General features: G+C 64.9%; 16 protein-coding genes and 1 pseudogene. 5 read left to right on the forward strand and 12 right to left on the reverse strand.

All coding sequences use genetic code 11. The annotated features are described in order from the left end of the window. Positions 1–13: 13 nt before the first annotated feature. The 10 genes from ACFO3A_RS03645 to ACFO3A_RS03690 form a co-directional block, all read right to left on the reverse strand. Positions 14–763 carry an SDR family NAD(P)-dependent oxidoreductase gene (locus tag ACFO3A_RS03645; protein ID WP_377724063.1) on the reverse strand — a complete coding sequence of 250 codons (750 nt, stop codon included), beginning with the start codon at positions 761–763 and terminating at the stop codon, positions 14–16. Between the two features lie 169 nt (positions 764–932). Then, positions 933–1,634: an ABC transporter ATP-binding protein gene (locus tag ACFO3A_RS03650; RefSeq protein WP_377724336.1), complete on the reverse strand. Its 702-nt coding sequence runs from the start codon at positions 1,632–1,634 to the stop codon at positions 933–935. Positions 1,635–1,663: 29 nt separating this feature from the next. Then, on the reverse strand, positions 1,664–2,437 hold the full coding sequence (livG, locus tag ACFO3A_RS03655) for a high-affinity branched-chain amino acid ABC transporter ATP-binding protein LivG (protein WP_377724064.1): 774 nt from the start codon (positions 2,435–2,437) through the stop codon (positions 1,664–1,666). A gap of 33 nt (positions 2,438–2,470) precedes the next feature. Then, entirely contained in the window at positions 2,471–3,733 is a 1,263-nt protein-coding gene (locus ACFO3A_RS03660; protein WP_377724066.1) for a high-affinity branched-chain amino acid ABC transporter permease LivM, read from the reverse strand. Then, the gene (gene livH / locus ACFO3A_RS03665) at positions 3,733–4,659 is read right to left on the reverse strand and encodes a high-affinity branched-chain amino acid ABC transporter permease LivH (protein ID WP_377724067.1); all 927 of its coding nucleotides are present in this window, start codon (positions 4,657–4,659) and stop codon (positions 3,733–3,735) included. The genes ACFO3A_RS03660 and livH overlap by 1 nt, the downstream gene beginning before the upstream one ends. Positions 4,660–4,777: 118 nt before the next feature. Then, positions 4,778–5,905: a high-affinity branched-chain amino acid ABC transporter substrate-binding protein gene (locus ACFO3A_RS03670; protein WP_377724068.1), complete on the reverse strand. Its 1,128-nt coding sequence runs from the start codon at positions 5,903–5,905 to the stop codon at positions 4,778–4,780. A 335-nt stretch (positions 5,906–6,240) separates the two neighbouring features. Further along, entirely contained in the window at positions 6,241–6,885 is a 645-nt protein-coding gene (locus tag ACFO3A_RS03675; RefSeq protein WP_377724069.1) for an RluA family pseudouridine synthase, read from the reverse strand. A 6-nt stretch (positions 6,886–6,891) separates the two neighbouring features. Then, positions 6,892–9,111 (reverse strand): PAS domain-containing hybrid sensor histidine kinase/response regulator, encoded by a 2,220-nt coding sequence (locus ACFO3A_RS03680; protein ID WP_377724071.1) that lies wholly within the window; start codon positions 9,109–9,111, stop codon positions 6,892–6,894. A gap of 82 nt (positions 9,112–9,193) precedes the next feature. Then, a complete protein-coding gene (gene gcvH / locus ACFO3A_RS03685) occupies positions 9,194–9,562 on the reverse strand; it encodes a glycine cleavage system protein GcvH (RefSeq protein WP_377724073.1) in 369 nt (122 codons plus the stop codon). A gap of 147 nt (positions 9,563–9,709) precedes the next feature. Then, positions 9,710–10,021: a hypothetical protein gene (locus ACFO3A_RS03690; RefSeq protein ID WP_377724075.1), complete on the reverse strand. Its 312-nt coding sequence runs from the start codon at positions 10,019–10,021 to the stop codon at positions 9,710–9,712. A gap of 166 nt (positions 10,022–10,187) precedes the next feature. On the opposite strand from ACFO3A_RS03690, the gene ACFO3A_RS03695 reads away from it, so the two are divergent. The 5 genes and pseudogenes from ACFO3A_RS03695 to ACFO3A_RS03715 all read left to right on the forward strand — a co-directional run bounded on the left by ACFO3A_RS03695 (position 10,188) and on the right by ACFO3A_RS03715 (position 16,988). After that, on the forward strand, positions 10,188–10,973 hold the full coding sequence (locus ACFO3A_RS03695) for an SDR family oxidoreductase (RefSeq protein WP_377724077.1): 786 nt from the start codon (positions 10,188–10,190) through the stop codon (positions 10,971–10,973). 219 nt (positions 10,974–11,192) lie between these two features. Continuing rightward, a pseudogene (locus ACFO3A_RS03700) lies at positions 11,193–12,104 on the forward strand (efflux RND transporter periplasmic adaptor subunit); the annotation flags it as partial. Between the two features lie 67 nt (positions 12,105–12,171). Next, complete coding sequence (locus ACFO3A_RS03705) at positions 12,172–12,378, forward strand: permuted SH3 domain-containing protein (RefSeq protein WP_377724340.1); 207 nt, start codon at positions 12,172–12,174, stop codon at positions 12,376–12,378. Between the two features lie 12 nt (positions 12,379–12,390). Then, a complete protein-coding gene (locus ACFO3A_RS03710) occupies positions 12,391–15,549 on the forward strand; it encodes an efflux RND transporter permease subunit (protein WP_377724078.1) in 3,159 nt (1,052 codons plus the stop codon). Next, positions 15,546–16,988, forward strand: a complete 1,443-nt coding sequence (locus ACFO3A_RS03715) for an efflux transporter outer membrane subunit (protein WP_377724080.1) — start codon at positions 15,546–15,548, stop codon at positions 16,986–16,988. Before ACFO3A_RS03710 ends, ACFO3A_RS03715 begins: the two co-directional genes overlap by 4 nt. Here ACFO3A_RS03715 and ACFO3A_RS03720 read toward each other — a convergent pair. After that, the gene (locus ACFO3A_RS03720) at positions 16,939–17,505 is read right to left on the reverse strand and encodes an AAA family ATPase (RefSeq protein WP_377724081.1); all 567 of its coding nucleotides are present in this window, start codon (positions 17,503–17,505) and stop codon (positions 16,939–16,941) included. The two genes, ACFO3A_RS03715 and ACFO3A_RS03720, sit on opposite strands and share 50 nt — an antisense overlap. Then, positions 17,487–18,041, reverse strand: a complete 555-nt coding sequence (pnuC, locus tag ACFO3A_RS03725; protein WP_377724083.1) for a nicotinamide riboside transporter PnuC — start codon at positions 18,039–18,041, stop codon at positions 17,487–17,489. The genes ACFO3A_RS03720 and pnuC overlap by 19 nt, the downstream gene beginning before the upstream one ends. Positions 18,042–18,053 lie beyond the last annotated feature (12 nt).

Below are 18,053 nucleotides of genomic sequence, written 5' to 3' on the forward strand. Positions count from 1 at the left end.
TTTGAAGGGGCGCTTAAGGCTGGCGCACGTCGGCAACCACGCAGGCGCCGAAATCGGGCCGCGCCAGCCAGGCCAGCACCTGGGCGGCGGCATCGTCGGCAGAGGTCAGCAGCCCCTGGGCGTGCAGTTGGGCAAAGCGCGGCATGTCGGGAAAAGCGGCGGCATCGGCACTGCGCAGCTGGGCCTGCATGGCGGTGTCGATCACCCCCGGGGCCAGGCTGCACACCCGTGCGCCCCAGGGTTTGGGCGCTTCTTCCAGCGCCAGGGCTTCAGAGAAATTGTCCAGCCCGGCCTTGGCCGCGCAATACGTCGCCTGGCTGGCCATGCCCCGGCGGCCCAGGCCGGAGGAAATGTTCAGCACCTTTTTGGGCACCTGCCAGTCTGCCGTGCCGCGCAGAAAGGCGCTGGCCAGCAGCATGGGTGCTTCCAGCCCCACGCGCAGCGCGTGGCCGATGTCCGCCCAGGCGGTATCGGCCAGCGGCGCAATGGGCGGGATGACGCCGGCGTTGTTGATGAGGGTGGCGCTGGCGTAGGCGCTGCGCCCCGCCGTTTGCAGCCAGTCGAGCAACTGCTGGGCGGCAGCGGCGGGCTGGCCCAGGTCCTGCTGCCAGTGCCAATGCACGGCCCCGGCCTGCGCAGGCAGTTCCAGCGGCCCGCGTGCTAGGGTGACGAGGGTGTGGCCCTGGCGCCAGAGCTGGCGGGCCAGCGCCAGCCCCATGCCGCGCGAAGCGCCGGTGAGGATGAAGAGATGCGGTGCAGTCATGCCCCGATGGTGCCATGAATGGCGCTGCGGGAAGGCCAGGGCGACAGACGCCGAAAAATATCAAAAAAATAGCTGCTACCGTTGGTAATCATTGAATTTCAGCATTGTTTGATACCAATTTTCAATGACTGCCAGCGGTAGCAGCTATTCAATTTGATTTTTTGGTTGTTTATCCGCCCAGATAGGCCTTGCGCACCGCGTCGTTGGTCAGCAGGGCTGCGCCCGTGTCTTCCAGCACCACGCGGCCGTTTTCCAGCACGTAGCCACGGTCGGCGATCTGCAAGGCGCGGTTGGCGTTCTGCTCCACCAGGAACACGGTCACGCCCTCGGCGCGGATGGTCTGGATGATCTCGAAGATCTGCGCAATGATCAGCGGGGCCAGGCCCAGCGTCGGCTCGTCGAGCAGCAGCAGGCGCGGCTTGCTCATCAGGGCGCGGCCGATGGCCAGCATCTGCTGCTCGCCGCCGCTCATGGTGCCGGCACGCTGGGCAGCGCGTTCGCGCAGGCGGGGGAACAGGTGGAATACGTGTTCGATGCCGCTGGCGATCTCTTCCTTGGACAGGAAGAAGCCGCCCATCTGCAGGTTTTCCGTCACCGTCAGCGCCGGGAAGATGCGCCGCCCCTCCGGGGAAATGGCGATGCCCTTGCGCATGATGTGGTGCGAGGGCTGGTTGGTGATTTCCTCGCCCTCGAACTGCACCGAGCCGGAGGTGGCCTGCGGGTTGCCGCAGACGGTCATCAAGAGCGAGGTCTTGCCCGCGCCGTTGGCGCCGATCAGGCTGACGATTTCCCCCCGATTGACGTGCAGGCTGACGTGATCGACCGCGCAGATGGCGCCGTAGTGGGTGCAGAGCTGGTCGATGACGAGCATGGGGTGTTGCGTGTTGGTTGCAGCTTGCATCATGCCTCTCCCAGGTAGGCCTTGATGACCCGTTCGTTGCTTTGGATTTCCTCGGGCAGGCCGACGGCAATCGGCTTGCCGTATTCCATCACCAGGATGCGCTCGGAGACGCCCATCACCAGCCCCATGTCATGCTCGATGAGCAGGATGGTCACGCCGTATTCGTCGCGCAGGCGGCCGATGAGGTGTTGCAGGTCCTTCTTCTCCTGAGGGTTCAGGCCCGCCGCCGGTTCGTCGAGCATGAGCAGCTTGGGTTCGGTAATCATGCAACGGGCAATTTCCAGGCGGCGCTGGTGGCCGTAGGCCAGGTTGCCCGCCTCGCGGTTGGCAAACTCGGCAATGCCCATGTAGCGCAGCCAGTGCATGGCCCGCTCAATGGATTCCTTCTCCTGCTTGCGGTAGCTGGGGGTGTTGAACAGCCCGGCCAGCACCGAGGCCTTGTTGTGCTGGTGCTGGGCGACGAGCAGGTTTTCCAGCGCCGTCATGGTCTTGAACAGGCGCACGTTCTGGAAGGTGCGCACCACGCCTTTTCGGGCCACGCTGTGGCTGCCCAGGCCGTCGATGCGCTGGCCCTCCAGGTTGATGTTGCCGGACGAGGGCGTGTAGAAACCGCTGATGCAGTTGAACACCGTGGTCTTGCCCGCCCCGTTGGGGCCGATGATGGCAAAAATCTCCTTGGGTTGCAGGTTCAGTTCGATGCCGTCGACGGCCACCAGGCCGCCGAAACGCATCCCCAGGTTGTGTATTTCAAGTAAAGATCCGCTATGTGTCATGCTGTGTTCTTTCCGTCTATCGCGATAGCGGCTTCAAGCCTGGCCGGCAGAGCCAGCGGGGCTGGTATCCACCTTGATCTGGTGGCGCTGCATGGGGAACAGCCCCTGGGGACGCCAGATCATCATCAGAATCATCACCAGACCGAAAATCAGCATTCGGTATTCCGAGAACTGGCGGGCCACTTCCGGCAAGGCCGTGAGCAGCACTGCCGCCACGATCACCCCCAGCTGCGAGCCCATGCCGCCCAGCACCACGATGGCCAGGATCAGCGCCGACTCGATGAAGGTGAACGACTCGGGGTTCACGATGCCCTGGCGGGCGGCGAAGAACGCGCCGCCAAAACCGGCAAACATCGCGCCCAGGGTGAAGGCCGAGAGCTTGATCTTCATGGGACTCAGGCCCAGCGAGCGGCAGGCGATCTCGTCCTCGCGCAGCGCTTCCCAGGCCCGACCGATGGGCATGCGGATCAGGCGGTTGCTGATGAACAGCGTCACGATCGCCAGCAGCAGGGCCATCAGGTACAGGAAGACCACCATGTGCATCGAGTTGAACGACATGTCGAAGAACTGGTGGAAGGTCTGCGTGCCTTCCACGCTGGGGTTGCGAGCCATTTCCAGGCCCATAACGGTGGGCTTGGGAATGCCGGAAATACCGTCCGGCCCGCCCGTCCAGTGGGTCAGGTTCACCAGCAGCAGGCGGATGATTTCCCCGAAGCCCAGGGTCACGATGGCCAGGTAGTCACCGCGCAGCCGCAGTACCGGAAAGCCCAGCAGGAAGCCGAACAGCGCGGCCATGGCGCCCGACAGCGGCAGGGCCTGCCAGAAGCTCCAGCCGGCCCAGTGGTAGAGCAGGGCGTAGGTGTAGGCCCCCACGGCGTAGAAGCCGACGAAGCCCAGGTCGAGCAGGCCGGCAAAGCCCACCACCACGTTCAGCCCCAGCCCCAGCATGACGTAGATCAGCGCCAGGGTGGCGATGTCCACCGCATTGCGGCCGGCAAAGAACGGCCAGGTCGCAGCCATCAGCAGGGCGGCAAACATCAGGGGCTTGGCCCACTGCGCGGGCAGGCGCGGGATTTTGGGCAGGCCCAGGCCGACGCTGCGGGCCTGCAGGGCCGGGCGCAGCAACTGCACGACGAACACCGCCAGACTGCCCCACAGCACGTAGTTCCAGTGCGCATCCAGGCTGAGTTTCATGCCGGCGCGTTTCAGCTCCAGGCCGAAAATCGGGATGATGACCAGGGCGGCAATCACGGCGGCCAGCAGGGCCGGGAGAAGGTTGTTTTGAATCTTGCGCATTACACCTTCTCCACTTCAGGTTTGCCGAGCAGGCCGGAGGGGCGGAACAGCAGGATCAGCACCAGCAGGCTGAACGCCACGATGTCCTTGTATTCCGACGAGATATAGGCCGCCGCCAGGGTTTCGGCCACGCCCAGGATCACGCCGCCCAGCATGGCGCCGGGAATCGAGCCGATGCCACCCAGCACGGCTGCCGTGAATGCCTTGATACCGGCGATGAAACCGATGAACGGGTTGAGCTTGCCCACGGCCAGGGCGATCAGCACGCCGCCGACGGCAGCCAGCATCGCGCCCAGCACGAAGGTGAAGGAAATCACCTGGTTGGTGTTGATGCCCAGCAGGCTGGCCATGTGCATGTCCTGCGAGCAGGCGCGGCTGGCACGGCCCATGCGCGAGTGGCGGATGAACAGCGTCAGGCCGATCATCAGTACCACCGTCACCACGATGATGAGAATGCGGGTGTAGGGAACAAAGACTTCAAACCCACTCTCGTCGCCAAAGCGCAGAGCGCCTGGCAGCAAGGCAGGAACGGCCATGTCGCGGGCGCCCTGGCCCAGCGCAACCCAGTTTTGCAGGAAGATGGACATACCGATGGCCGAGATCAGCGGCACCAGGCGCGGGCTGCCGCGCAAGGGCTTGTAGGCCACCTGCTCCACGGCGTAGCCGTACAGGCCGGTGATGAACACGGCGACCACCAGCATCAGGCCGATGACCATCCAGATCGGCAGGCCGCTTTGCGTGCCGACGGCCGAAAGCGTGACCAGGCCGACATAGCCGCCGATCATGTAAATCTCACCATGCGCGAAGTTGATCATGCCGATGATGCCGTAGACCATGGTATAGCCGATGGCAATCAAGGCGTAGATGGCCCCCAGTGAGAGGCCGTTGAAGAGCTGCTGTAACAGCTGAGGGATGAAGTCGTTCATATACGCATTTCCTGCGCCCGGGATGCCGCAGGCAAATACCGGGACGCATAGCTTTTGGAACTTAAAAGCCCACAGGCCTCGTCAAGGGGACACTGTGGGCCATCTGAAAAAAGACGGATTACTTGTCGGCGGCCGACTTGCTGCCATCCTTATGCCAGGCGTATACGGGGAAGTCGAAGGCCTTCAGGTCGCCCTTGGCATCCCAGGCAACGTTGCCGGTGGGCATGGCGAACGAGGTCTTGTGCAGGTAGTCCGCCACCTTGTCGGCATCGTCCCCCACGGCCTTGATGCTTTGGGCGATCACCTGGGTGGCTGTGTAGGCGCCCATCTGGAAAGCGCCGGAAGCATCGCGGCCCTTGTCCTTGAAGGCCTTGACCAGGGCGGCGTTTTCCGGCTTGGAGGATGGGTCGGCCGGCAGAGTCACCAGCATGCCTTCCACTGCGTCACCGGCAATGGCGTTGATCTCGGGGTTGCCCACGCCCTCGGGGCCCATCATGCGCACTTTCAGGCCCTGTTCGGCAGCCTGGCGCAGCAGCAGGCCCATTTCCGGGTGGTAGCCGCCGTAGTACACGAAGTCGGCACCGGCGCTCTTGAGCTTGGTGATCACGGCGGAGTAGTCACTGTCGCCGGCGTTGATGCCTTCAAACAGGGCCACTTCGACGTTGGCTTTCTTCAGCTCGTCACGCACGGAGGCGGCAATGCCCTGGCCGTACGACTGCTTGTCGTGCAGCACGGCCACTTTCTTGGGCTTGGCCTTGTTGATGATGAACTTGGCGGCAGCAGGGCCTTGCTGGTCGTCACGGCCGATGGTGCGGAAGATGTAGTGGAAGTTCTTGCCTTCCGTCAGCGCAGGCGAGGTGGCCGAGGGGGTGATGACCACCACACCTTCGTTGTTGTAGATCGGGGCGGCAGCGATGGCGGCACCGGAGCAGACGGGGCCGACGACGTAGCGGATCTTGTCATTGACCACGCGGTTGGCGGCGACCGGGCCTTGCTTGGGTTCGCAAGCGTCATCGACCACGGTGGTTTCGATTTTCTTGCCGTTGATGCCGCCAGCAGCGTTGATTTGTTCGACGGCGGTGGCAACACCTTCCTTGACCATGTCGCCGTATTGCGTCAGGGGGCCGGTGGCGGGAATGACCATGGCAATCTTGATGGTGTCTGCGGCGTGGGCCTGACCCAGCAGGGCGGCGCCAGCCAGACCCATAGTAGCTACCAGAGTTTGCAGACGGAAGGGAATGTGCATGGTGCTTGTCCTCTCTTTAGATGGTGTTGATGCGCACATGAAGTTTTCGGTTGATGGACAAACGTTGCAGTTTGCAAGCTTGTCACATGGGGCGAGAGGATAAAAATTGCGTGTGCAAGCCAGCAAGCGGGTTTTTACTATGGCAGCCTTTCCTTTTCACGAGGTCGTGGCGTGTATATGGACGTCTGTCGGCTTGTTCCACATAAAAATAGCAATAAATCGTTGTTCTATAAAGGGTGAGGTGGAAAAACAAACGGAAGATTTTTATGCTTGCGCTTGCAGCTGCCATAAAGGATTATTTTTTGGCAAGGGTTAATACCTAGTAAAAAAATCGATCAAAAATCCGCCGGGCAGTGAAAAAACAGCGCCTGTCCATGGGACGGATGGGCAAAACCCAGGCTTTGGGCGTGCAGCAGCAGGCGCGGAGCCAGCGTTTGCACGGCCCCGGGGGCGTACAAACCGTCGCCCGCCAGGGGCCGGCCCAGGTGGGCCATGTGAACGCGCAACTGGTGGCTGCGGCCGGTGATCGGCTCCAGCCACAGGCGGGTGCAGCCCGGGGGCACGCCGTCTTGCCCGGGCGCTGTGCAGTAGCGGGTGCTGCTGGGCTTGCCGGCGATGGCATCGACCATTTGCCGGGGGCGCCGCTCCCAATCGCAGCGCAAGGGGGCATCCACCTGCTGCCAGCCCGCAGGCAGCGCCGGCCCGGCAGCAATGGCCACATAGCGCTTGTGCACCCGGCGCTCGGCAAAAGCCTGGCTCAGTTGTGCCTGCGCTGTTTTATGGCGGGCCAGGACGATCAGGCCCGAGGTGGCCATGTCCAGGCGGTGTACGACCAGCGCATCGGGCCAGAAAGCCTGGGCGCGGGCGCTCAGGCAGTCCTGTTTGTCATCGCCCCGGCCGGGCACGCTCAGGAGGCCCGCTGGCTTGACCAGCACCAGCAGGTCGGCGTCTTCATACAGGCACAGCGGGCGCGGCGTCATGGGCAATCATTCCTGGCGGCCATGCCAATCGGCCTTGGGGTGCAGCAGCTGGTCGACGATGGCGCACAGCTCGCTGACGTCGTTGGGTTTGTGGATCAGCGCCAGGGCACCGGCAGCCAGGGCCTGTTCGCTGATGTCGGAAGTGACGTAGCCCGAGGCAAGGGCCACCGGCAAGTCCGGGCGAATGGTCTGGGCCGCCTTGAGCAAATCCAGGCCGCAGTAGCCGGGCATGTTGTAGTCGGTCACCACCAGATCGAAGGCCCTGGGGGTTTCCTGCAACGCCTGCACGGCGGCACGCGGGTCTTCGAAGGTCGTGACCTGATAGCCCCGGCGGCGCAGCAGGCGCTGCACCAGCAGCACCAGGGCCGGATCATCGTCCACGTACATCACGTGGTGCTGCACCTGGGGGGCGGTGTGCAAGGCCACGGGCAGGGCGGCCGGGGGCTGGGGCTTGACCCTGGGCAGGCGCGGGGCGGTAAAAATGGCCGCCGTACTGGCCGGCAGCAGCGGGAAGTACAGGGTAAAACAGCAGCCCTGCCCGGGCTGGCTTTGCACCTCGACGGCGCCTTCGTGGGTGCGCATCAGGCCATGCACCACGGCCAGGCCCAGGCCGGTGCCCTGGCCGACGGGCTTGGTGGTGAAGAAGGGCTCGAAAATCCGCTCCTGGGTGGCGGCGTCCATGCCGGGGCCGTTGTCGCGTACCGACAGGGCGATGTAGTTGTCCGGCATCAGGTCGAAGCGCTGCACCAGGCTGAGCTGCGGCATGGCCAGATGGGCGCTGATGGCGATGCTGCCCCGGGGGGTGCCTGCGCTGCCGATGGCGTGGACGGCATTGTTGGTCAGGTTGAACAAGGCCTGCTCGACCTGGGCCGGGTCGGCCAGCATGGGCGGCAGGTCGGGGGGGGCGTCGATCGTCAGCTCGATGGCCGGGGGCAGGCCCATGCGCAGGAGTTTTTCCGTCTCCCGGATGGCCTGCAAGGGGTGGACGGCGCGGCGGGCGGGCGGTTCGTTGCGGCTGAAGGTGAGGATTTGCCGCACCAGATCGCGGGCGCGGCGGCCGGCTTTCTCGATTTCCAGCAGGCTTTCCAGCAACTGCGGGTGGTGCAGGCTGTCCGTCTTGGCCAGTTCGACGTTGCCCAGAATGGCGCCGACGATGTTGTTGAAGTCGTGCGCGATGCCCCCGGCCATGGTGCCCAGGGCCTGCATCTTGTGCGCCTCGCGCAATTGCATCTCCAGGGCGCTGCGCTGCGCTTCGGTACGCTTGCGGCTGGTCAGGTCGCGGGCAAAAACGGTGGTGCTGGTGCCGTCGTGTTCGAACGCCACGCTGACCTCCACCGCCACGCGCTGGCCGCTGGCGGTGTGCGCCTGCATCTCGCCCAGCAGCGCCTGGGTGGTGACGTGGGCCAGGGGCAGGGTCGCCGCCACGTCCGGCAGGAACCGCGAGAGGTGGCTGCCCAGCGCTTCTTCGCTGGCGCAAGCGAACAGGGCGGCTGCCGTAGGGTTGAAAACGGTGATGCGCAGGTCTTTGTCGACGCTGATGATGGCGTCCATCGAGGCGTTGATGACCGCCTCCAGCCGTTTTTCGCTGGCCAGCAACTGGGTGTTGCGCTGCTGCAGGGTGCGCCGCTCGGCCAGCAGCGGCCCCTGGTCGATGATGGCGCACATGAATTGCGCCGTGGGCGGCCCTTCCTGGCGGGGCACTTCGATGCAGGCGATGTGCAGGTCGCCCTGCATGGTGCTGGCGTCGCCCAGGTTGAAGACCATTTCATGCACTTCGCTTTTGCCGTGGGCGCGGGCCTGGGCGAAGGCCTGCTCCACCCGGGCGCGGTCGGCCTGGCTGACGAACGGCATAAAGGAGGCCAGCAGCCGGTCGCTGCCCTGGGGCTGGAAGGCGCCCAGGGCCATGGCGTTGGCCTGGATGACCATGTCGTGGGCATCGTCCAGCACCAGCAGGGGCAGGGGCACGCTGGCAAACAGGGCCTCGAAGCGCTCGGAGGCGCTTTCGGCCACGGCCTGGCTGTAGTTGAGTACCTGGTTCTGCACCTCCAGCTCGGCCTGGTAGTTGCGCAGTTCGGCAATCAGGGTGGCCAGCGGGTCGTCCTGCGGGAGGTTGGCGGCGCTCTCCAGGACATCCAGGGGGGGCAGCGCTGCATCCGCCTGGAAGGAGGCATCGCCATCAGGCAGTTGCTGACGGTGGACGAGGAAGGAAAGATCGGGTTGGCGCATGGCGGCAGCGGGGCAAGGGTGGGCCAGAGGCCGGTTTTACCACCGCTGGCGCGGTATGCAAGGGGGGAACGTTTGCGTTCTTTTATTGGCAGAAGCTTTGGTAGGCGGCCTCGTCCATCAGCGCGTCGAGTTCGGCGGGCGCATCCAGGCGCAGGGTGAACAGCCAGCCGGCGTCCAGGGGGGCACTGTTGAGCAGGCCGGGGTCGGCCTGCACGTCGGGGTTGAGGGCCAGGACGGTGCCGCTGGCCGGGGCGAACAGGTCGGCAGCCGCCTTGACCGATTCGATCACCCCGGCCGCCTGCCCGGCAGTCACTTGCGTACCGGGGGCGGGCAGGTCGGTGAACACCACGTCGCCCAGGGCGTCTTGTGCGTGGACGGTGATGCCGACAATGGCGGCTTCGGGGTTGCTGGCGTCAATCCAGACGTGTTCGGCAGAGTATTTGCGGGGCATGGTGGCAGGGTGGAAGCTGAAAAAGCGCAGCGGCAACTGTAGCGGGTTCCGGTAGCAAAAAGAACATAGCTGCTTGCGCTTTATTTACAATGATTTCATGGTTGTTTAACCTTGAAAATATTGCTATTCAATCGCAAGCAGCTATTTTTATTGAACATGCACGGCAAAGTAGCCGCTTTCCGCCACGCCCAGCCCCTGCATGGCCGCTTCGGAGGCGGCCCGGGCGGCCTTGAGCCAGCGCTGGCACACGTCCTGGGCATCGGGCGGCACGTCTTCGGGGGCGGCTTCCTGCAATTGCTCCAGCAACTGCAGGGTGTCGCAGACGGCCTCGGCGCTGCCCAGTTGGCGCTCCAGCACCCGGGCATAGCGGGCTTCGGCACGCTCGCGCAATGCGTCGGTCAGTTCGGGGGTGTCGCACAGCTCGATGCGGAATGTGCGGGCAGGAAGGGTGTCGGTCATGGTCTGCATAAATTACCTGTATGAATGAACAGTGACTGTGTAAATATACAGTTTATTTTCCAGGGCTGGCAAGTTTTTCCGTGGCACCCGGGCGACAAGGCCGTCCTGCCATGCTCGGGACAATAGGCCGCTTCGTTTCACCCCCTTACCAACAGGAGACAGCGCCATGGCACGCAGCGTGCAACAACTTTTTGACTTGACAGGAAAAACCGCCCTGGTGACGGGTGGCTCCCGCGGCCTGGGGCTGCAGATGGCCCAGGCCCTGGGCGAGGCCGGGGCGCGGGTGCTGATCACCGCCCGCAAGGCGCCGGAGCTGGAAAGCGCCGCTGCAGCCCTGCAGGCCCAGGGCATCGAGGCGCACTGGATTGCCGCCGACTGCGCCAGTCCCGAGGGGATTGCCGCCCTGGTGCAGCAGGCCAGCGAACGCCTGGGGGTCATCGACATTCTGGTGAACAACGCGGGTGCCACCTGGGCGGCCAAGGCCGAGGAGCACCCCCTGGCCGCCTGGGACAAGGTGATGGACTTGAACATCCGGGGCTACTTCCTGTTGAGCCAGGCCGTGGCCCGGGCGGGGATGCTGGCGCGGGGCGGGCGCATCATCAATATCTCGTCCATCGCCGGGCTGGGCGGCAATCCGATCGCCATGCGCACCCTGGCGTACAACACGTCCAAGGGCGCGGTACTCAATTTCACCCGCGCCCTGGCCGCCGAATGGGGCCAGCATGGCATTACGGTGAACGCGGTCTGCCCCGGCTTTTTCCGCACCAAGATGGCTTCGGGCCTGATCGATGCCATGGGCGAGGCGCAGATGTGTGCCCAGGCGCCCCTGCGCCGCCTGGGCGACGAGGAAGACTTGAAAGGCATCACCGTGCTGCTGGCCAGCGCCGCCGGCAAACACATCACGGGGCAGTGGCTGGCCGTGGACGGCGGGGTCAGCGCGGTGCTGGGGTGATGGCATGGCGGGCCGGGCCGCGGCGGTGCGGTTTACAAAAACTTCATCTGGGCAGGTGACAATCCCGCATTGCGCCAAATCCCTTGGGCGCGTACTGCCCGGCTTTAGCCGCCTGTCTGCATGATGCCTGTCTGCCTTCCATCCGCTTTGTTTTCTGCTCCTGTCTCTGTTCCTCCCCCCCTTCGCCAGACCGTCCGGCGCCTGCTGCTGCTGGGCGGAATGGCCGTTCTGACCGCCTGCGGACAGGGCACGGGAAACAACGCGGCGCAGGACGAGCAGGAGGTGCCCACCGTCGGCGTGGTGGTGTTGCAGCCGCAAAGCCAGGCCCTGCAATCGACGCTGCCGGGGCGCACCCGTGCTTTCCAGATTGCGGAAGTGCGTCCCCAGGTCAGCGGCATCATCCAGAAACAGCTGTTTACCGAGGGTTCCGCAGTGCGCCAGGGGCAGGCGCTTTACCAGATCGACCCGGCCTTGCTGCAGGCCAACCTGAACAGCGCCCAGGCTGCCCTGGCCAAGGCCCAGGCCACGTTGCAGCGTCAGCAGCTTCAGGCCAAACGTAGCGCTGACTTGGTCAAAATCGCCGCCATCAGCGCCCAGCAGGACGAGGACAACCAGGCGGCTGCCAGCGTTGCCCAGGCCGAGCTCCAAGCCGCCCGCGCCAGTGTCGAGACGGCCCGTATCAACCTGCGCTACGCCCGGATCGAAGCGCCCATTGCCGGGCGCATCAGCCTGTCCAACGTCACCCCCGGCGCGTTGGTGACAGCCAACCAGACGAATGCCCTGACGGAAATCGTGCAGACCGATCCGATGTACGTCGACTTCACCCAATCGACCGCCGAATTGTTGCAACTGCAGCGCGACTGGGCCGCTGGCCGCTACGAAAAAATCGATGCCGACAGCATGGCCATCGCCATTCAGCTCGAAGATGGCAGCGCCTACCCGCACCAGGGCAAGCTGCAGTTTTCCGGCCTGATCGCCAATCCCGGCATGGGCACCGTCACCTTGCGGGCGGTGGTGCCGAACCCGCACGGCCAATTGCTCCCGGGGATGTTCGTACAGGCCCGGCTGCCCACGGGGCTGGCCGCCAATGCCCTGCTCATTCCGCAGCAGGCGGTGACGCGCGACACCACGGGCCGCGCCACGGTGCTGGTGATCGAGGAGCAGGGGGGGGGCCAAGCTGGCCGTCAAGCGCCCGGTGGTGCTGACCCAGGCGGTCGGCACGGACTGGCTGGCCGAAAGCGGCGTGCAGGCGGGCGACCAGGTGGTGGTCGAGGGCTTCCAGCGCTTCAAACCCGGGGAGGCCGTCCGGCCCGAACCCATGTCTGCGCAGGACTACCGCCCCGCTGCGGTCGATTCCCAGGCGGCAGCAGCAGCGCTGCGGGCCGCCCTGAACGGCGGCAAATAAAGGCAGCAGCGCATGGCACAGTTTTTCATCAACCGGCCCATTTTTGCCTGGGTCATCGCCATCATCATCATGCTGGCCGGGGCGCTGTCGATCTTCGTCCTGCCGCTGGAGCAATACCCGGACATCGCTCCGCCGCGCGTCACCATCGGGGCGCAATACACCGGTGCCTCGGCCGAGACGGTGGAAAACTCCGTCACGCAGATCATCGAGCAGCAGCTCAAGGGCATCGACCATGTGCTGTACATGAGTTCCACGTCCGATGCCTCGGGCCGGGCACGCACGACGCTGACGTTTGCACCGGGCACCGATATCGACGTTGCCCAGGTGCAGGTGCAGAACAAGCTGCAATCGGCCATGAACCGCCTGCCCGAGGCCGTGAAAAGCCGGGGCGTGTTCGTAAACAAGGGCGGGCAGGACTTCCTGGCCACCTACAGCTTTTATTCCACCGACCCGGGCATGGCCTCGGTCGATATCGGCGACTACCTGCAAACGTATGTGGTCGATGAAATCGGCCGTATCGACGGCGTCGGTGACGTGAACGTCTTTGGCACCAACTACGCCATGCGCATCTGGATGGATCCGGCCAAGATGCGCAAATATGCCTTGATTCCTTCCGACTTGGTGGCGGCGCTCAATGCCCAGAACGCCCAGGTCTCGGCAGGGCAGTTGGGCGCCTTGCCAGCGGTGGAAAACCAGCAGCTCAACGCCACCATCACGGCCCGCACCAAGTTGCAGACGGTGCCGCAGTTCGAGGCGATCGTCCTCAAGTCCACCGAGGACGGCGCCGTCGTCACCATGAAGGACGTTGCCCGGGTGGAGCTGGGGCCGGATTCGCTGACCGTCAAATCCAAGCTCAACGGCATGGGCGGCGCCGGCATGGGCGTGGTGCTGGCCGATGGGGCCAATGCCATGCAGGTGGCCGATGCGGTGGTGGCCAAGCTCAACGCGATGAAGCCGTTCTTCCCCAACCAGATCGACTATTTCGTCAGCTCCGACTCCACGCCGTTCGTGCGGGCCTCGATCCAGGAGGTGATCAAGGCATTGGGCGAAGCCATGGTGCTGGTGGTGCTGGTGATGTTCATCTTCCTGCAGAACCTGCGGGCCACCCTGATTCCGGCGATTGCCGTACCCGTCGTGCTGCTGGGCACCCTGGGGGTGCTGGCGGCGGCGGGCTTCTCCATCAACACCCTGACCATGTTTGCCATGGTGCTGGCCATCGGCCTGCTGGTGGACGATGCCATCGTGGTCGTGGAAAACGTCGAGCGCGTGATGCACGAAACCGGCCTGTCTGCCAAGGAGGCGACACGCCGGTCGATGCGCGAAATCACCCCGGCACTGGTGGGCATCGGCGTCACGCTGTCGGCGGTGTTCGTGCCCATGGCGTTTTTCGGCGGTTCCACCGGCATCATCTACCGCCAGTTCTCCATCACCATCGTGGCGGCCATGGCCTTGTCGGTGTTTGTCGCGCTGACGCTGACGCCTGCGCTGTGTGCCAGTTTGCTCAAGCCCCCGGCTGCGCGAACCGGTGTCGTGCGTTCGGGGCTGCTGGGCCTCAACGACCGTTTCTTTGCCTGGTTCAACCGCAACTTCGATGCCACCGCCAACCGCTACCAGGGCCAGGTGGCCCGGATTTTGCAGCGCAGCAAACGGATGCTGGTCATTTTCCTGGCGGTGCTGATCGCCATGTGGATACTGTTGCAGCGCCTGCCCACTTCCTTTCTGCCGGATGAGGACCAGGGTTTCATCTACGTGAACGTGAACCTGCCGGCCGGCGCATCGGACGCCCGCCTGCAGCGCGTGCTCGACCAGGTGCGCGAATATTTCCTGCAGCAGCCCGAGGTGGTCAGCTTCAACCAGGTCTCGGGCCTGAGCGGCGACCAAAGCTCGGCGCGGGGCTTTGTACGGCTGAAGACCTGGGCCGAGCGCCCGCTGGCCAGCCAGTCGGCCGAACAGGTGGCGCACCGGGCCACCGAGGCGCTCGCCGACATCCGGGACGCCAAGGTCTTCGTCACGCAACCGCCGGCAGTGCGCGGCCTGGGGTCGAATGCCGGGTTCAACGTCATGCTCAAGGATGTGGGCGGCCTGGGCCATGCGGCCTTGCTGGCCGCGAAAGACCAGTTCCTGCAGGAAGCCCGCAAGTACCCCGAACTGACCAATGTGCGCACGACCAACCTGGACGATGCCACCGAGCTGCGCCTGCACGTCGATGACCGCAAGGCCGCGGCACTGGGCCTGGGCTACAACGACATCAACAACACCCTGTCCAGCGCCATGGGCGGCACCTATGTGAACGACTTCCTGCACAACGGCCGGGTCAAGCGGGTCTATATCCAGGGCGATGCCCCGTACCGTATGCTGCCCCAGGACATCAACCTGTGGAGCGTGCGCAATGCGGCGGGGCAGATGGTGGCTTTCGATGCCTTCTCCACCAGCTACTGGGACTATGGCTCCCCGCAACTGATGCGCTACAGCGGCGCCAAGGCCTACGAGATCATCGGCAGCGCAGCGCCGGGCATCAGTTCCGGCGTGGCCATGCAAATCGTCGAAGACATTCTGCAATCCATGCCCCCCGGCATCGGCCATGAGTGGACGGGTGCGTCTCTGCAGGAGCGCCAGTCGGGCGCCCAGGCGCCCCTGCTGTACGCCATCTCGATCCTGTTCGTCTTCCTGTGCCTGGCGGCGCTGTACGAGAGCTGGACGGTACCGCTGTCGGTGATGCTGGCCGTGCCGCTGGGGGTGCTGGGGGCGCTGCTGGCCACCTATACCCGGGGGCTGACGAATGACGTGTATTTCCAGGTCGGGCTGCTGACCACCATGGGGCTGGCCTCGAAGAACGCGATTCTGATCGTCGAGTTTGCCGTGCAACTGCAGGAGCAGGGGCACAAGCTGGTCGATGCCACGGTACAGGCCGTGCGCCTGCGCCTGCGGCCCATTCTGATGACCTCGCTGGCCTTTGGCTTTGGCGTGCTGCCCCTGGCCCTGGGTACAGGCGCCGGTGCGGGGGGACGCAATGCCATCGGCACCGCCGTGCTGGGCGGGATGCTGGCCTCCACCGTGCTGGGGCTGTTCCTGGTACCGGTATTTTTCCTGCTGGTGCGCAGCTGGTTCCAGAGCCGCAGCCGCCGGGACGAAGACACTTCCGGCACGCCTGCCGGGGAGGGCATGGCATGAAAAAGATAAATATAGCTGTCAGCGCTTTCAGGGCAAGCGTTTCAGCCACTTTTATTGCAATTCTTGGCGGCTGCAATCTGGCGCCAACCTACCACCGGCCACAGGATGTCGTTCCGGCCACCCTGGCCCAGACGGCGTCGCAGCAAGCGGTGCCGCTTTCCCTGGCCGCTACGCAGGCGCACCACCTGCAGTGGCTGCAAAACGCGCCGCTGCGCCAGGCGGTCGCTCTGGCCCTGCAGGAAAACCGCGATCTGCGCATTGCCGCCGGCAATGTGGACAAGGCCCGTGCCCAGTACGGCATTGCCCGGGCCGATCAGCTGCCCGGCATCAACGCCCAGTTGCAGGAGCAGCGCAGCCGCAGCAGCGCCGACCTGGCCGGAGGCACCAGCCGGGTCAGCCAGCAGATCACGGCCAATATCGGCTTTGCCAGCTACGAAGTGGACTTGTGGGGCCGTATCCGCAACCTCAAGGCCGCCGCCTGGCAGCAGTTTTTGCAGGTGGAAGAAAACCGCCGGGGGGTGGAAATTGCCCTGATCGCCGAAGTGACCAATGCCTGGCTGACCCTGGCTGCCGATCAGGAGCGCCTGACTCTGGCCGAGCAGACCTTGCAAAGCCGGGAGCAGTCCTACGCCCTGATGGAGCGCATGGCGGCGCTCGGGGCAACGTCTGCGCTGGCCCTGGCGCAAAACCGCAGCACCGTGGCCGCTGCGCGGGGCGACGTGGCACAATTTACCGCCCAGCGGGACCGCAGCCGCAATGCCTTGCAGCTTTTGCTGGGCGGCACGGTGCCCGAGGCCGTGCTGCCGCCGCCGGGTGTCCTGCAAACGCCCGTGGCGTTGCTACAGCCGCTGCCGCCGTCCTTGCCATCCAGCGTTTTGCTGACCCGCCCGGACGTGCAGGCGGCAGAACATGCCCTGATTGCCCAGCACGCCAATATCGGGGCGGCGCGGGCGGCGTTCTTTCCCAGTATCGGCCTGACGGCGAATGTGGGCAGCGGCAGTACCCAGCTCGATGGCCTGTTCACCGGGCCCAACCGCAGCTGGAGCTTCATGCCCGTCATCCAGCTGCCGATTTTCAACGCGGGCCGTCTGCGTTTCGGGCTGGAGGCCGCGCAGGCCGCACAGCGCGTGGCCCTGGCCCAGTACGAGAAAACCGTGCAAACCGCTTTCGGGGAGGTGCTGGACACCCTGGCTGACCGTGCCCAGTGGGCCGAGCGGCTGGCCGCCCAGTACGAGGCCGTGTCCAGCACGCAGACGGCGCTGACCCTGTCGCAAGCCCGGTTTGACGCCGGGATGGACGACTTTCTGACGGTGCTGGATGCCCAGCGCAGCCTGTACGCTGCCCAGCAAACGCAGATCACCCTGCGCCTGGCCGAGCAGCAGAACCGCATTACCTTGTGGAAGGTGCTGGGCGGCCAGGCGCTGCCAGCAGCTGAATGAGCGCCGCCTCGATCTGCCGGTAGCGTTGCTGCCAATCGCCTGCGACATGCACCAATGGCTGCCGGTGGGTGGTCAGCCACTGCGCCAGTGCAGCGTGAAAGGCCCGGCGCTGCGCCACATCCGGCTGGCAGCGCAGGCCGTCGGCCTGCCAGGGCAAGCCCTCGGGGTCGAGCAGGAACACTGCGTCGTAGCGCTGGCGGGTCAGCCGACCGGTAATCCATGCCGGGCTTTGGCCGAACAGCGCCATGCTCCACTGGTGGTTGCTCAGCAGATGGGTGTCCAGCAGCAACAGCGGCGGGCGTGGCGCCCGAGCGGCCTGTTCATGCTGCCATTGCCTTTGGGCGATGGGCGTGATGTCGGCTAGACAAGTGTCCCGCCCCAGGCCGTCCATGTATTCCCGCACGTATTCGGGCACCACGGGGGCGGCAAAGCGCCTGGACAGGGCCGCGCACAGCGTGCTTTTGCCTGCCGATTCCGGCCCGGTAAGCACCACGACCTTCATCGCGCCGCCCGCCATTGCCGCCAGCCGTACAGGGCCAGTCCGACAAAGCCTGCGTACAGCAGTGCCGTGGTCATCAACCCGGCGGCCCAGAACATGCCCACGTAGGCCACATCCAGCACGATCCACAGCGGCCAGCACTGCAGGCGCTTGTTGGCCATCCAGTACTGTCCGACTAGGCTGAAACCGGTCAGTGCCGCATCCAGCCAGGGCATTTGTGCATTGGTTTTCAGGTGCATGAAGGCACCGAGGGCGGCCGTCAGCACCAGGCCGATACCCAGGTCACGCAGCACCAACGGGGTGCGCAGGGTGGTGACGGGCAACGCCCCGTGTGCAGCATTGCCGCCGCGCAGCCAGCGCCACCAGCCGTAGGCTTGCAGCACCGCGTAAACGGCTTGCAGCAGGGTTTCGGAATACAGCCGGGCCTCGAAGAACACCACGGCATACAGCACCACCATGGCGAAGCCGACCGGCCACGCCAGCGGCTTTTGCCGCGCCATCAGCCATACCGACAGCACGCCCAGGACGGCGGCCAGATTTTCGATCCAGAACATTTTGGAAAAGCG

The sequence above is a fragment of the Comamonas nitrativorans genome (assembly GCF_042654765.1).
GTDB lineage: Bacteria > Pseudomonadota > Gammaproteobacteria > Burkholderiales > Burkholderiaceae_C > Comamonas > Comamonas nitrativorans.

Excerpts from the sequence above, each read along its gene's own strand:
- ACFO3A_RS03680 (WP_377724071.1), bottom strand. The coding sequence starts at position 9,111 with ATGCGCCAACCCGATCTTTCCTTCCTCGTCCACCGTCAGCAACTGCCT.
- ACFO3A_RS03715 (WP_377724080.1), top strand. The coding sequence starts at position 15,546 with ATGAAAAAGATAAATATAGCTGTCAGCGCTTTCAGGGCAAGCGTTTCA.
- ACFO3A_RS03675 (WP_377724069.1), bottom strand. The coding sequence starts at position 6,885 with ATGACGCCGCGCCCGCTGTGCCTGTATGAAGACGCCGACCTGCTGGTG.
- livG (WP_377724064.1), bottom strand. The coding sequence starts at position 2,437 with ATGACACATAGCGGATCTTTACTTGAAATACACAACCTGGGGATGCGT.
- ACFO3A_RS03645 (WP_377724063.1), bottom strand. The coding sequence starts at position 763 with ATGACTGCACCGCATCTCTTCATCCTCACCGGCGCTTCGCGCGGCATG.
- ACFO3A_RS03670 (WP_377724068.1), bottom strand. The coding sequence starts at position 5,905 with ATGCACATTCCCTTCCGTCTGCAAACTCTGGTAGCTACTATGGGTCTG.
- livH (WP_377724067.1), bottom strand. The coding sequence starts at position 4,659 with ATGAACGACTTCATCCCTCAGCTGTTACAGCAGCTCTTCAACGGCCTC.
- gcvH (WP_377724073.1), bottom strand. The coding sequence starts at position 9,562 with ATGCCCCGCAAATACTCTGCCGAACACGTCTGGATTGACGCCAGCAAC.
- ACFO3A_RS03650 (WP_377724336.1), bottom strand. The coding sequence starts at position 1,634 with ATGCTCGTCATCGACCAGCTCTGCACCCACTACGGCGCCATCTGCGCG.
- pnuC (WP_377724083.1), bottom strand. The coding sequence starts at position 18,041 with ATGTTCTGGATCGAAAATCTGGCCGCCGTCCTGGGCGTGCTGTCGGTA.
- ACFO3A_RS03695 (WP_377724077.1), top strand. The coding sequence starts at position 10,188 with ATGGCACGCAGCGTGCAACAACTTTTTGACTTGACAGGAAAAACCGCC.
- ACFO3A_RS03720 (WP_377724081.1), bottom strand. The coding sequence starts at position 17,505 with ATGGCGGGCGGCGCGATGAAGGTCGTGGTGCTTACCGGGCCGGAATCG.
- ACFO3A_RS03690 (WP_377724075.1), bottom strand. The coding sequence starts at position 10,021 with ATGACCGACACCCTTCCTGCCCGCACATTCCGCATCGAGCTGTGCGAC.
- ACFO3A_RS03710 (WP_377724078.1), top strand. The coding sequence starts at position 12,391 with ATGGCACAGTTTTTCATCAACCGGCCCATTTTTGCCTGGGTCATCGCC.
- ACFO3A_RS03660 (WP_377724066.1), bottom strand. The coding sequence starts at position 3,733 with ATGCGCAAGATTCAAAACAACCTTCTCCCGGCCCTGCTGGCCGCCGTG.